At 70.4% G+C, this 13,598-nt stretch carries 10 protein-coding genes; 5 read left to right on the forward strand and 5 right to left on the reverse strand.

The window, feature by feature from the left end; genetic code table 11:
* Positions 1-16 precede the first annotated feature (16 nt).
* Genes ACZ6S4_RS17905 through ACZ6S4_RS17925 form a run of 5 tightly spaced genes read right to left on the reverse strand, consistent with a single transcriptional unit; the run spans position 17 to position 6,732 of the window.
* Entirely contained in the window at positions 17-2,836 is a 2,820-nt protein-coding gene (locus ACZ6S4_RS17905) for an ATP-binding response regulator (protein WP_465476000.1), read from the reverse strand.
* Positions 2,836-4,302 carry a methyl-accepting chemotaxis protein gene (locus ACZ6S4_RS17910; protein ID WP_465476001.1) on the reverse strand — a complete coding sequence of 489 codons (1,467 nt, stop codon included), beginning with the start codon at positions 4,300-4,302 and terminating at the stop codon, positions 2,836-2,838. The genes ACZ6S4_RS17905 and ACZ6S4_RS17910 overlap by 1 nt, the downstream gene beginning before the upstream one ends.
* A 5-nt stretch (positions 4,303-4,307) precedes the next feature.
* The gene (locus ACZ6S4_RS17915) at positions 4,308-4,847 is read right to left on the reverse strand and encodes a chemotaxis protein CheW (RefSeq protein ID WP_465476002.1); all 540 of its coding nucleotides are present in this window, start codon (positions 4,845-4,847) and stop codon (positions 4,308-4,310) included.
* The gene (locus ACZ6S4_RS17920; protein ID WP_465476003.1) at positions 4,844-6,244 is read right to left on the reverse strand and encodes a CheR family methyltransferase; all 1,401 of its coding nucleotides are present in this window, start codon (positions 6,242-6,244) and stop codon (positions 4,844-4,846) included. The genes ACZ6S4_RS17915 and ACZ6S4_RS17920 overlap by 4 nt, the downstream gene beginning before the upstream one ends.
* Complete coding sequence (locus ACZ6S4_RS17925) at positions 6,241-6,732, reverse strand: chemotaxis protein CheW (protein WP_465476004.1); 492 nt, start codon at positions 6,730-6,732, stop codon at positions 6,241-6,243. The genes ACZ6S4_RS17920 and ACZ6S4_RS17925 overlap by 4 nt, the downstream gene beginning before the upstream one ends.
* Before the next feature lie 317 nt (positions 6,733-7,049).
* Between ACZ6S4_RS17925 and ACZ6S4_RS17930 the strand changes: the two genes are divergently transcribed.
* The 5 genes from ACZ6S4_RS17930 to ACZ6S4_RS17950 all read left to right on the forward strand — a co-directional run bounded on the left by ACZ6S4_RS17930 (position 7,050) and on the right by ACZ6S4_RS17950 (position 13,321).
* Positions 7,050-7,781, forward strand: a complete 732-nt coding sequence (locus tag ACZ6S4_RS17930) for an ABC transporter ATP-binding protein (protein ID WP_465476005.1) — start codon at positions 7,050-7,052, stop codon at positions 7,779-7,781.
* Between the two features lies 1 nt (position 7,782).
* Positions 7,783-10,242 (forward strand): ABC transporter permease, encoded by a 2,460-nt coding sequence (locus tag ACZ6S4_RS17935; RefSeq protein ID WP_465476006.1) that lies wholly within the window; start codon positions 7,783-7,785, stop codon positions 10,240-10,242.
* An 11-nt stretch (positions 10,243-10,253) separates the two neighbouring features.
* Complete coding sequence (locus ACZ6S4_RS17940) at positions 10,254-11,579, forward strand: sensor histidine kinase (RefSeq protein ID WP_465476007.1); 1,326 nt, start codon at positions 10,254-10,256, stop codon at positions 11,577-11,579.
* 67 nt (positions 11,580-11,646) lie between these two features.
* Entirely contained in the window at positions 11,647-12,297 is a 651-nt protein-coding gene (locus ACZ6S4_RS17945) for a response regulator (RefSeq protein WP_465476008.1), read from the forward strand.
* An 85-nt stretch (positions 12,298-12,382) separates the two neighbouring features.
* Positions 12,383-13,321, forward strand: coding sequence for a M64 family metallopeptidase (locus ACZ6S4_RS17950; protein ID WP_465476009.1), 939 nt, complete (start codon positions 12,383-12,385; stop codon positions 13,319-13,321).
* The last annotated feature ends 277 nt before the right edge of the window (positions 13,322-13,598 follow it).

Genomic DNA, 13,598 nt, shown 5'->3' on the forward strand with positions numbered 1-13,598 from the left:
CGCCGGGTGTTCGCGCTCACGCCGGCACCAACCGGCGGATGTGAGCGAGCAGCTCTTCCTGGTTGAACTCACCCTTGACCACGTACGCGCTGGCCCCGACGGCGACGCCGTGCTGCCGGTCCTCGGCGCTGGCCCGGGAACTCACCAGGATCGCGGGCACCTCGGACAGCTCCGGATCAGCGCGCGTCTCGGCGACGAAGGTGAACCCGTCGATGCCCGGCATGTCGATGTCGGTGAGGTAGAGCCCGTAACGACGGGACCGGGCCATGTCCAGGCCCTCCTCGCCGGAGGCGGCGAGATCGACCTCGTACCCGGCGGACTCGAGAATGCTGCGCTCAAGCATGCGAGTGGTGAGCGAGTCGTCGACGACAAGAATCGGCAGCCGCCGGGGCGGCTCGGCAGGTGCGGTGCCGCCCGCGCCGAGCCGGTAGGTCTCCGCGATGAGCCCCTGAGCGTCCAGCACGAGCCGCGGATTGCCGTCGAGATCCATCGACACACCGCCGATCACCGGTGCCGCCGGGGCGAGATCGGGCAGCGGCCGCACGACCAGCGTGGAGGTGCCCGCGAGCCGGTCGACGCCGACGGCCACGGCCTGATCGTCGGTGCCCACGATGACGGCGACGGTGGGCCCGCCACCCTCCGGCACTGTCGTGCCTGCGTACAGCGCCCGGGCCAGGGGTAGGAACGGCACGGCCTCGCCGTCGTGCGCCATCTTCCCGGTGACGGCCGCGGCCGTGGCCTGCTCGGGCAACAGCCGTACGCACGTGCGTACGGAGTCGAGCGGCACAGTGGCGATGGTCCCGGCCGCCTCGAGAATAAGCCCGTGCATCGACATCAGCGCAAGCGGCAGCACCAACTCCACAGCGGCGCCCCGGCCCGCTTCCGTCCGCACTGATACATCGCCCCCGAGCTGGTCGGCGACGTCGCGGGCGACATCGAGCCCGATGCCCCGGCCGGCCACCTCGGTCACCGTCGGAGAAGTGCTGATGCCGCCACGCAGCACCAGCTCAACCAGAGTGTGCTCGTCGGGCGGCGTCCCACCGGGCATCAGCAGTCCACGGGCCTCCGCGGTGCGCCTGACCGCGGCGAGATCAAAGCCCCGCCCGTCGTCCGTGCACCGGAAAGCCACGTACCGTCCGCGCCGCTCGACCTCCACGACCACCCGGCCCTCGACGGGCTTGCCGGCCGCCAGGCGGTCCGCGTCAGGCTCGATGCCGTGCGCGACCGAGTTGCGAACGACGTGCAGCAAAGCGTTGTTGGCAAGGGTCAGCACCTGCGGATCCAGTCGCAGGTCGCCACCCCGGCCCTCGAACCGGACCCGCTTGCCCTGAGCGTCAGCGGCGTCGCGAACCGCGCGATGCAGGCCGGTGAAGATGCTCGAGGCGGACACCAGCCGCAGCCGCTCGGCCCGGCCCCGCACCTCGTCCAGCTCCCGCTCGACCTGCTCGACGGTGTCGGTGATCCGCCTGCCCAGCGCACCGAGGTCCGCGGCGAGACGGGCGGCGACAACCCGGGCAGCATCGCTGTGCGCGGCGGTACGCCCGACGCGGAGCTGGTCGGCGAGGGCCTCCGCCGAACGGGTCAACTGATCGAGCGCATACCCCCCGGTACGCAGCGGAGCGAAGCGAGCGTGGGCCTCACCGACGGCATCAAGAAGCTCATCGACATCGGCCGTCGCACCGCGCGCGGCGGGCGCGGCGTCGGGATGCGAGGGGGTCTTGGCGGCTTCCTCGCTCTTCGCCATTGCTTCGGCTCCGGCACCGCCAGGAACGCCTGCCGCGGACCGAGCCTCTTCGGACAGGGTGGTGCCATCGCCTGCTGCCAGCCGGGGATCGTCGGGTCCGTGGACCGGTGCGGGCTGAGATGCGGACGCCGCAGCCGTGTTGATCCCGCCGCTGCCACCGGCTGCGGACGGATCGGCCGCCTGGCGCCGCTCGGTTTCGAATCTGTCGGCACCTGCTTGCCCGCTATCGGCCTGCGGTCCGGTGCCTTGCGACTGGGCGCTCGGCTGGCGATGTCCATGGTGGACGCCCGGGTCCTCGTTGGTCCGACGTTCGCCGTCGTGTCGTGACCCGCTGAGCGCTCCGACGGCCTCATCGGGCTGGTGCCCGCTGATGGCCGGTGTGCCGTCAGCCCGGACCCCAATCGGTCGCCTTGGATCGCCCTCATCGTGTTGCGCGCTAGGGCTTCCTGGCTCTGGTCCGCCGGCTTGCCCCGGTCCACCGGCTTGCCGTGGGCCGCTGGGCTGTCGTCCCCTTCCGGTCTGTGGCTCGCCTTCGGCCTGTCGGGTGCCGGCTGCCGTCAGCTCTGACGCTGTCTTGGCTGTCCCGGTTGTCCCGGCGGACGCCGGTTGGCGATCCTGCGGATCGTGGACACCAGCCTTCCTCCGAAGCTCCACCTCCTGCTCCGCGGCGCGCCCTGGTCCCGTACCCCGATCGCCGGGTGCCTGCAGGCCGGGGGAGGGGCTTGCTCCCCCCGGAGTCATTCCCGGCGGGAACCGCAAGGGTGGCTGCGCCTGTGGTCGCGGCGGCTCGAGCGCGGCGACCCGTTCCTCGATCTCGTCGTTGAGGCGCAACAACTCCCGCATCTGGTCCGCGGGCACTGGCTCGCCGGCGCTGCGGTGCGGCACGAGCACTTCCTCGAAGGCGTGCGCCCGGTCGGCGATCTCCTGCTGGCGTACCACCCGGGCGGCGCCCTTCAGGGTGTGCGCGAAGCGCAGCAACCGTGCGACCAGGTCCGGCCCGGGCTGCTGGTCCAGGTCGAGGACGCCCGCGCTGATCTGGTCGATCAGTTCGCGCGCTTCGACCCGGAAGTAACGCAGCGGATCCTGGCTCATCAGCGCCGACCGGTGCCGACCAGGTCGAGCAGGTCGCCGGACAGACTCGACAGGTGCGCGGCGGTCTGCTTCGTCTGCACGGCACTCGCCTCCGTCTCCCGGGTCACCCGTGCGGTGTCCGAGGCGGCCACATTCACCTGCTCGACCGCCGTGGTCTGCTGCTTCGTCGACAGCTCGATCTCGCGGGTGGCGTCGTTGGTCGTGGCGACGAGCTGGGCGATGCGCCGGAACGAACTGGTCGCGTCATCGAACTGCCGCGAACCCGCATCCACGCTCTTGGCGCCGATCTCAGTGGCCATCACGGTGGTGTTCACCGCCCCGCGGACGTCATCGATCAGCGCGCGGATCTCCTTGGCCGACCCGGCGGTACGGTCCGCCAGTTTGCGGATCTCCTCAGCCACCACGGCGAACCGTCGCCCCCACTCGCCGGCGCCGCTGGCCTCGATGGTCGCGTTGATGGCCAGGATGTTGGTCTGCTCGGCGAGCTCGGACACCAGGTCGACGACGCCGCCGATCTGCTGGGATTTCTCACCCAGCGCCAGCATGTGCTGCACGATCTGGTCCACCTGGGAGCGGATGGCGGAGATCGAGGCCCGGGTCTGGTCGATCGTGGCGTCGCCGGTCTGGGCCGCCTCCGCCGTGTCCTCCGCGATCTTCGACACCCGCTGGGCGCTCTCCGCGATCTGCCGCGACGTGATCAGCAGTTCGCTGATGGTCGTGGTGATCTCACTCATCGCGCTGGCCTGGTCGCGCCCGCCGGTCGCCTGCTGGGCCGCGGCGGCCTCGAGCTCGGCCGACGAACTCTGGATGTGCCCGACGGCGGCGCCGACCTCACGACGCAGGTCGCGATTGAGCCGCCAGGCGATGTAGCCACCGCAGGCCATCGCGAGCAGGCCGAGCACGATGATCAGGACGATGCCCTGGGTGGCCCGGGCCGACGAGTCGCGCCGGGCGGTCTCCACGTCGGCGCGGACCTTGGCCGTCAGGGCGGAGATCGACTCCTGCAGTGCCCGGCGGGCCGGCCCGACCTCGGTGGCGTTGAGCTGGCTGATGTTCTGCAGGTTGGTGATCGTCTTGCGCTTCTCGATGACCGGCTGCAGCACCGCTGCATGCTGCGCCTCGGCGGTGGCGACGGCCTCCAGCAGGGAGATCGCGGCGCGATCGGTGAGCGTGCCACGCAACTTCACCACCAGGCCCAGGAACTCCTGCCGGTCCTGCGTGGTGAGGTTCAGATATTCCTCGTTGCCGTTGAGCAGGTACGCCCGATAGTCGCTGATCCGGCTCTCCGCCTTGGTCTTCAGGTGCTCGGCGCTACCCAGATCGTCGACGGCTTCCCGGATCGCATCGTCCTTCGCGTCGACGACGATGGACAGCGCCGCCACCGAGGACGCGCCCATGATCAGGGTCAGGGCCACGGTCAGCCCGAATCCGAGCCCGAGCTTGTTGCCGAATGTACGTTTGGCCATGCCCGTCACCGCTCCTCGGTGTTGTACGTGGTGTGTCCGGTCAGCTGATGGACGACCGCGCGCGCCGACAGCAGGTCCACGATCGGCCGCATGCCACCCGGCAGCGGGACCATGCCGCGCAACACGTCGCGTCCGGTGTTGCCGTCGGCCTCGTCGACGATGATCGAGGTCGGCACCCGGACGTGACCGTCGAGATCGTGGAACGCCAGCGCGAGCGGCGGAGCGCCCGCGGCGACCACGAGCCAGCGCGGACGGTCCGGCACGGGATGGCCGAGTAATGCCGCCAGGTCGTAGACGGGCACGATCGCGCCACTGAACCCGGCGACGCCCAGCAGCGCCGCCTGCGGTCCGGGCAACGGCGTGACCGGGCGGTCGGAGTGCACTCCCGAGGCCTGCGAGAGGCGCAACGCGTACGGGCGGCCGCCGGCCCGGACAGCCAGCAGCTCGGCGTACTCGGCGTCGTGCTGGCGCGCCGGCTCCGTGAAGGAACGATCGAAGTCGTCGCGCAGCTCGGCGAGGCGGTTCTTCACGTCACTGGGGCTCATCGATATGCCCCGCAAGCGTTGAGCTCCGCACGGCAGAGCGTGGTCAGGGCGATCCGGCCGAAGCCGCCGCCGAACAGTGCGATCCGCTCGTCGCGTTCCCGCCGGAGCAGCCCCAGCGCCCGATCCAGCTCGGGCACGGCGATCCGGTTCTCGCCCCGGCGCCGGGCGAGCAGGCCGAGCCGCAGCCGGGGCATGGCGAAGTCCGGATCCAGGTATGCGGCGAGCCGGTAGTGCCCGATCGCCACATCCACAGCAGCCCCGCCCTCCAGGCACACCGCGAGCTGGTGGTGGGCGTCGGCGTAGAGCCCGTCGACGTCGAGCAGGCGCCGGCACAACATCTCGGCTTCTTCGAGGCGGCCGGCGTGCGCCAGGAGCACGACGTGCAGCAGGACGTCACGCCGAGCGCGCCCGTCTGTCGGCTCGGCCTCCATCAGGCGCAGCGCCTCGGTGAAGCGCTCATCCAGCAGCAGCCGCATCGCACGGTCATGGACGCTGGACTCGACCGGCCCGGGCGGCACGGGTACGTGACCGCGAGCCGGCGCGGAGAAGGCAGGCACAGCGCCGGCTGAGGGAACCGAGTGCTGCTGCCGACGGTAGTAGAACGTGTGGTGCGTGTGCTGCGGTTCGAGCCCGTCCGGACGGCTGCCGAGCGAGTCGGTGTGCCCGAGGAACAGGTATCCACCCAGCGAGAGCGCCCTGGTCATCCGCTGGATCAGGGACTCCCGCACCTGCGGTGTCAGATACATCAGCAGGTTGCGGCAGAACACCACGTCGTACTGATCCGGGCGCCACAGCACCTCGTCGTCGGTCGCGACGTTGTACTGCTGGAAGCGCACCGCCGACCGGATGCCGGCGTCGAGCTCGAAGTCGCCGTCGTTCGGGTGGAAGTAGCGTTGCCGCACCGCGTCCGGGGTCTCCCGCAACGACCAGGCCGAATACCGGCCGGTCCTGGCCCGGTGGAGCACGGCGGGGTTCGCGTCGAGCCCCTGCACCGAGATGATCCAGTCCGGGCCTGGCTGCGTCTCGCGCGCCACGATCGCCATCGTGTACGCCTCTTCGCCGGAGGAGCAGCCCACCGACAACATGCGCAGCACCCGCTGGGTCGAGCGGGCCTCGATCCGTTCGGGCAGAGCGACCTCGGCGAGGACCCGGAACTGCTCACCGTGGCGATAGAAGTAGGTCTCGTTGATCGTCAGGTCTTCGGCCAGCGTCGTCAGCTCGTCGTCCCAGTCCTCCCGGGCCAGCCGGCCCAGATATCGGGAGCGGCTGAGTCCGTGCGTCTCGGACCGCTTGCCGAGCACCTCGGCCAGCTGAGCCGTGTCGTTGTCGTCGAACGTCCAGCCCAGCTTCGTGGCGAGCAGGCCACGGAACATCGTGACCTCGGCGGAGGCGGTCATGAGGTCACCGCCAGGGAGGCTGCGGCAGCCCAGACCTCATCGGGTACGAGCCGCATGCTCTGCAGAAGCAGCACCGGCGCGGCGTCGATCGTGCCGACGGCGGCGATGAGACGGGCAGGCGCGTCCCCGAGCAGAGCCTCATGGCGCCCTTCGGTGCCCGTGCTGACCGGCCGCACGCCGTGGATCTCACCGGTCGCGAACGCCACCGGGCCACGTTCCGTCCGCACCGCGACGAAGCGTGACACCGCGGCGTCGGCCCCGCCGAGCAGCCGCGCCACGTCGATCACCAGTGTGGGAATGCCCCGCATGATGCAGATGCCCTTCACGAACGCGGGAGTGCCGGCGAGGGGATGGGTCGCCAGAGGCCGCATGGTCTCGATGACCTCGTCGAGGCGAAGGGCACAGAGCAGCGGCCCGGCTCGGAAGACGAGCGAGCTGTCCCCCGCAGGCTCCTCTGCAGGTGGCGCCATTTGTCCGGGCTGCACCATTCGCTCAGGCTAGCGGTCATTTCTCCCTCATTAGCGAGAATGTTTCAGTCTGCTGGGTCCCATGCGGCACAGATGTCACTTCGGGACGGCGGACGACCGACCCTCCGGCAGCCGACCGCGGCAACTGCACCCGCTCAGCTTCGACTCGTACGCGTCCCGTGTCGTCCGCCCGCGCGACGATCTCGGCGTGGACTTCAGGAGGACGCCCAGCGCTCGTGTCCTACTTGAGGAGTACGCCAAGACCGTTCCTGCTGACGACGCGGCCGACGCCCGTTCCTCCATAGATTCGCCTCCGACCACAGGAACAGGAGGCCGAGATGACCACCACGCACGCCGTGCGGGCGGACGAGCTCGTCAAGGTGTACGGCGAGGGCGAGACAGCGGTGACAGCCGTCGACCGGGTGAGCGTCACGTTCCCCGCCGGGCAGTTCACCGCGATCGTGGGCCCGTCCGGCTCTGGCAAGTCCACGCTGATGCACCTGCTGGCCGGCCTCGACACGGCGACGTCGGGCTCGATCCTGGTCGGCGGCGTCGAGCTGACCGGCCTGGCCGACCGCGACCTCACGGTGCTCCGCCGCGACCGCATCGGGTTCGTCTTCCAGGCGTTCAATCTGCTGCCGACGCTCACCGCGGAGCAGAACATTCTGCTGCCCAGCGAGCTCGCCGGGCGTCGCCCGGACCGTCAGCGCCTTGCGCAGGTCGCGGCCGATCTCGGTCTGGCCGACCGGCTGCACCACTACCCGGCCCAGCTCTCCGGTGGCCAGCAGCAGCGGGTCGCCTGTGCGCGGGCGCTGATGAACCGTCCGGACGTGGTGTTCGCCGACGAGCCGACCGGCAGTCTGGACACCCGGACCGGCGCCGGTGTGCTCGACCTGTTGCGACGCAGCGTCCGGGAGTGGGGTCAGACCGTCGTGATGGTGACCCATGATCCGGTGGCCGCCGGATACGCGGACCGTGTCGTCGTGCTGGCGGACGGGCGCATCGTCGACGACCTCCGGGCGCCCACCCCGGACGGTGTCGCCGACCGCCTCCAGCGGCTGGGGGCCTGACGTGAGACGGACCGGACTGCGCCCACGCCGCCTGGTGCCGACCGGGTTGGCGATCGTGCTCGCCGTCGCCTTCGTGGCCGGCACGATGATCTTCAGTGACAGCGCCAAGAATGCGCTGGTCGACCAATTCGCCCGGGCGGCGCGCAACGTCGACGTGGTGGTCTCCGCCGCGCCGGGCGGCCGGCTCACCCCGGCCGATCTGGATGCCGTGCGTCGCACGGACGGCGTCGCGTCGGCCACCGGCCGCATGCGCGAGCGGCTACCACTGCTGGACCGCAACGGCCGCCTCGTGGCGACCTTCGGCACTCCCGGCTACGGCGTCGACGTCGGCGACGACCCGGCACTGCGGTCGTACGACCTCACCGAGGGTTCCTTGCCCGCCTCCGACGGTGAGGCGGCGATAGACAGCAAGACAGCGGAAACCACGGGGTACCGGATCGGTGACTTCGCCACTGTCGTGGACGCCTCGGAGCAGCGCCGCACGCTGCGCATCGTCGGCATCGTCGCGATCACCGGAGACGTCTCCACCACCGTGGTCACCCGTGCCGCCCTCACTCAGCTCACCGACGCCATCGGCTACCGGAACGTGGTGGCCACCGTCAGCGCCGGAGCCGATGCGGAGGCAGTTCGCGATCGCCTGCCGGTGCCGGCCGCGGCATCGGCCCGCACCGGCGATCAATTCCGGCACGATCTCGCCCAGCAAGCGTTCGCGCAGATCAACGGGTTGGCGATCGGCTTGTACCTGTTCGCCGCGGTGGCGGTGCTGGTGGCCGGATTTGTCATCGCGAACACGTTCGGAATCCTGGTCGCCCAGCGGCAACGGGAGACGGCGTTGCTCCGCTGTGTCGGCGCGCGGCGAGGTCAGATCCTGCGTTCTCTGCTCGCCGACTCCGCTCTGGTGGGCACCGCCGGTGCGATCCTGGGCATCCTGCTCGGATACGCCGTCGCGTGGGGGCTGCTGGAGGGCTCGGCGGCCCTGGGGGTCCGGCTGCCGGCCGGCGGCCTCGTCCTCACGCCCTACCCTCTGCTCGTGTCACTCCTCCTCGGGCCGCTGGTGACCATGGTCTCCGCTGTGGTGCCCGCGGCCCGGGCAACCCGCGTCCCGCCGGTCGCCGCCTTCCGGATGGTGGTGCCCGCCACGGGCAGATCGCGACACGTGCTGATCGTCGCCGCGACTGTGGTCGCGCTGGCAGGCACGCTGACGACGGTGGCGGGGCTGCGATTGGACCAGCCCGAAGCGGCGATGATTTTGGTGGTGGCCGGCGGCATCGGCAACTTCCTGGCCTTGCTGCTGATCTCACCCCTCGTCATCGGCAGGCTGGTCGCCGCGCTGGGGTGGCTGCCGGGTCGCCTGTTCGGGGTGCCCGCACGGCTGGCGGTCGCCAACGCCCGGCGCAATCCCGGGCGTACGGCCGCCACGACAGCCGCGTTGCTCGTGGGTGTGGGACTGATGGCCGGCGGTAGCACCATCGCCGCCACGGTGGACCGCACGGCGGAGGCTCAGCTCAACGAGGCGTACCCGGTCGACTATCTGCTCACCCCGGCCGACGGGCAGCGGGGCATCTCGCCGGCGGTCGGTGCGGGCCTCACCGGTGACCGGACGTTCGACCTGGTCGCCGAGGTCAAACAGGCTGACGGGCGGGTGGCCGGCGACACGGTGACAGTCGCCGGCATGGACAGCGCAGCGATCGGTACGGCGTACCGGCCTGAGGTGACAGCCGGACGACTGGCTGACTTCGGACCCGGCTCGGCGCTCGTGGCGGCAGGCCAGGGCAAGGTCGGTGACGAGCTGTCGGTTTCGGCGGCAGGTCGGAAGCAGACGGTGCGCATCGCCGCGGTGGTGCAGGCCGCAAGCCTCGTCGGCGACGTGATCCTGTGGCCCAGCGACTTCGTGGCGCTCTACCCGTCACAGCGGGACGACAGTCTGATCCTGGTCCGGTCGGCGCCCGGCATCGACACCTCAGCGGCACGGCAACGCGTTGATGCCGCCCTGGCCGCGCATCCGCTGGTGCGGGTCGACGACCTCGCTTCCGTCCGTGCCGAGCGCGGCGCTGCGATCCGGCAGATCCTCGGAGTCATCGCGGTCCTACTGGGCTTCGCGCTGGTCATCGCCTTGGTCGGCATCACCAACACGCTGTCCCTCTCCGTCCTTGAAAGAACCAGGGAGTCGGCTCTCGTCCGGGCACTCGGCCTGACCCGGGGTCAGCTGCGCGCCACCCTGCTCGTCGAGGGTTTGCTGATGGCTGCAGCCGGCGCCGTCGTCGGGGTGGCGTTCGGTGTGCTCTACGGCTGGCTGGCGTCGGAAGCGGCCTTCGGCCCCACCGATGCGCTGCTGACCGTTCCGGGCGGGCAACTCCTGAGCTTCGTGATCATCGCAGCGGTGGCCGGAGCCGGTGCGGCGGTGCTGCCCTCACGCCGAGCGGCCCGTGCTTCTGTCGTCGGCGCCATGGCGGACGCATGAAGCCTTCTATCGTGGTGGTCGTGTGGCGCATCGGCGCGTGGGTCCGACCCTGGCTTTTCGACGGAGCCGTGGCGGCGCTCGTCGCTGCTCTGGCCCTCTTCGAGTACCGCCTGCCGTGGCCCGTCAAGATCTGCGGTCTGGCCATGGCACTTGCGCTGATCTGGCGGCGGCATCTGCCGATGGTCGTGGTGGCCGTGGTCTATCTGCTGGCCCCACTGCACCTGTTGATGAGCAGCTACGTGCGGATGTTCGACATCGCTGTTCTGATCGCCATGTACGCCGCGGTGCTGTACAAGCCTGAGCTCCGCTGGGGAGTGGTCGCCGGGGCCGGGGCGGGTGTCGCGGTGCTGGTCGCCGCGCTCGTGGAGAACCACCGTTCCGGCAACTTCTGGGTGGTGTTCTGGGTTGTGGGCGCGGTGACGGTGGCGACGTGGGTCACCGCCTACGGGGTACGCACCCGGCGGCTGTACGTGCAGACGCTCGAGGAACGTGCCGCCACCCTCGAACGCGAGCGCGACCACTTGGCCCTGCTCGCCGTTGCCGAGGAACGGGCAGCCATCGCCCGGGAGATTCACGACGTCGTGGCGCACAGCCTCAGCGTGATGATCGTCCAGGCCGATGCCGCCGGCTTCACGCTCGAAGAAGCCGAAACGCCCGCCCGGGAAGCCCTGGAGGCGATCGCCTCGACCGGCCGCGAAGCGCTCGACGACATGGGCCGGGTGATCCAGCTGTTACGAGGCGCGGCGCTGCCGGCACCCGAAGCAGTGGTCGAGCCTGTGGTGCATTCGAGTGATCGATCCTGGGCTGCCGTGGCTCGAAGGCTGGAGCGTCGGGAAGATACCGCAGGTCCTGGTGCCGCATTCGACGGTTTGCTGGCCGAGGCGGACCGGGAGAATGGCGACGGGACAGAGCGCAGAGCGATCGGTCTCAGGGAGATCGACGGACTGGTGGCACGGTCCGGGCTACGCGTGGTGCGCGAGACCACAGGCGCGCCGGGTCGCCTCAGCAGGGCGCAGGAGATCGCGGCGTACCGGATCATCCAGGAGTCTCTGACCAACACCTTGCGGCACGCCGGATCGGACGCCGCGGTGACCCTGCGTCTCGCCTTCACGCCGAACTCCCTGCGTGTCGAGGTCAGCGACGACGGAGGCGGGAAGCGGCGGGTCACGACGGCGGTCACGGCTCGGCCGGGTCACGGCCTGGCCGGGATGCGCGAACGGGCCGCCATGCACGGTGGCAGCTTGGAGGCGGGACCGCGAGAGGATGGCGGCTGGCGCGTGGTGGCGACCATCCCACGCACGTCGAGTGAAACGATGACGGCGAGGAGCACAGCATGAACGGGGGCGACACGGTGGACGGCGCAGCCAGTGCCCGGGGCGGTGGCGGGTGATCAGAGTTGTCGTCGTGGACGACCAGGAGCTCGTGCGGCGCGGTTTCCGGTCGATTCTGTCCGCGCAGGACGACATGGAGGTCGTCGGTGAGGCCGCCGACGGGGCTGAGGCCCTGCGGATCCTGCGAGACGTCGACGCGGACGTCGTGGTGATGGACATCTGGATGCCCGTCATGGACGGCGTTGCTGCCACCGAGGAGCTGGTGGCGTCGGGAAACCGAGCCCGGGTGCTCGCGCTCACCACGTTCGACACCGACGAGAACGCCTTCGCGGCGCTGCAGGCCGGGGCCGGCGGCTTCCTGCTCAAGAACGCTCCGCCCGCCGAGCTGCTCTCAGCGATCCGGTCCATCGCCGCCGGCGATGCCATCGTTGCGCCCCGGGTCACCCGGCGGCTGCTCGATCGCTTCGCCGGGCAACTGGTGCCCGCGGTCCCGGCGGTGCACAGCTCCGCCAAGCGGCTGGCGACCCTCACCGACCGTGAACGCGAAGTGTTTCTGCTGGTCGCTCAGGGCCGGTCGAACGCCGATATCGCTGAGCGGTTGCATGTCGCCGAGACCACCGTGAAAACGCACGTCGGCCGGATTCTCGGGAAGCTGGAGCTGCGGGACCGCGTACAGGCGGTCGTGCTCGCCTACGAAAGTGGTCTGGTCCGGCCCAAGGCATAGATAAAGGTAGATGTAGCCTGGTTCCTCCATTGCCGAGATCGAGGAGGCGCCCGTGATACGAGTGCGAAGCCGAAGGGCGGCTTTGGTGGCGGCAGCCGTCGCGATGACCGCGGTGATCTACGGGCTGGTGCAGCTACCGGCGTCCGCGGACACCAGGACGGAAGTGCGGGAGGTGTTCTCGCCGGACGGCTCGATCCGGAAGGAGAACGTCCGGGTGGCCGATCTCCCGCGGACCACCAAGTCCGTCGACGTCACGGCCGAGGTGGTGACGATTCAACAGACCGGCGCGCCGGCCAGCCGCTACGACCTCGTCTTCGTCGGTGACGGCTACACGGCCGCGGAGCAGGAGCTGTTCCACAGCCAGGTCCTCGCCCGCTGGGCCCAGCTCAGTGCGGTGGAGCCGTTCCGGACGCTGAAGAACAACTTCAACGTGTGGCAGGTCAATGCGATCTCCGCCCAGTCCGGATCGGACAACGATCCGACCCTCGGCGTCGAGAAGGACACCGCCCTCGACGGCGAGTTCTGGTGCGGAGGCCTGGACCGGCTGGTCTGCGTCGACGAAACGGTGGCCGAGCAGTACGCCGAACTGGCGCCGGGCGCAGACCAGGCCCTCGTTCTGGTGAACAGCACCACCTACGGCGGCTCGGGCGGCAGCGTGACGGTGTCCAGCGGCGGCAACGCACTCTCCGGCGACATCGTGGTGCACGAACTCGGCCACTCGATCGGCGGCCTGGCAGACGAGTACGGCGGCGACCCGACCGTCTACCCCGGCGGCGAACCGGCCGACCCCAACACCTCAGTGGCCAACGAGGCGACGATGCGCGCCCAGCGACTGAAATGGTTCAGCTACCTGGGCAAACCCACCCCGGACGGCGGCGTGATCGGCACCTTCGAGGGTGCCGCCTATTACGACCGGGGCGTGTACAGGCCAAGCGAGAATTCGATGATGCGATCGCTGGGCAACGAGTTCAACCTGATCGGGATCGATCAGCTGACCGCCGCGATCCTCGCCAAGACCGGCTGACCGGCTGACCGGCTGACCGGCTGGCCGGGTGACCGGGTGACCGGGTGACCGGGTGGCCGGGTGGCCGGGTGGCCGGCTGGCCGGGTGGCCGGCTGGCCGGGTGGCCGGGTGGCCGGGTGGCCGGCTGGCCGGGTGACCGGGTGGCCGGGTGGCCGGGTGGCCGGGTGACCGGTCCTCGGCGGCGTAGCAGCGGCCGATCCAAGCGGATGCGAGGTGAGCGGACGAAGGGATTCAAGGACGGCGGACGAGTGCGGCGCGGGCGGGCCTGGGAGAGCAG

Source organism: Actinoplanes sp. NPDC051405 (assembly GCF_055586185.1).

Excerpts from the sequence above, each read along its gene's own strand:
- ACZ6S4_RS17905 (WP_465476000.1), bottom strand. The coding sequence starts at position 2,836 with ATGAGCCAGGATCCGCTGCGTTACTTCCGGGTCGAAGCGCGCGAACTG.
- ACZ6S4_RS17910 (WP_465476001.1), bottom strand. The coding sequence starts at position 4,302 with ATGGCCAAACGTACATTCGGCAACAAGCTCGGGCTCGGATTCGGGCTG.
- ACZ6S4_RS17915 (WP_465476002.1), bottom strand. The coding sequence starts at position 4,847 with ATGAGCCCCAGTGACGTGAAGAACCGCCTCGCCGAGCTGCGCGACGAC.
- ACZ6S4_RS17920 (WP_465476003.1), bottom strand. The coding sequence starts at position 6,244 with ATGACCGCCTCCGCCGAGGTCACGATGTTCCGTGGCCTGCTCGCCACG.
- ACZ6S4_RS17925 (WP_465476004.1), bottom strand. The coding sequence starts at position 6,732 with ATGGTGCAGCCCGGACAAATGGCGCCACCTGCAGAGGAGCCTGCGGGG.
- ACZ6S4_RS17930 (WP_465476005.1), top strand. The coding sequence starts at position 7,050 with ATGACCACCACGCACGCCGTGCGGGCGGACGAGCTCGTCAAGGTGTAC.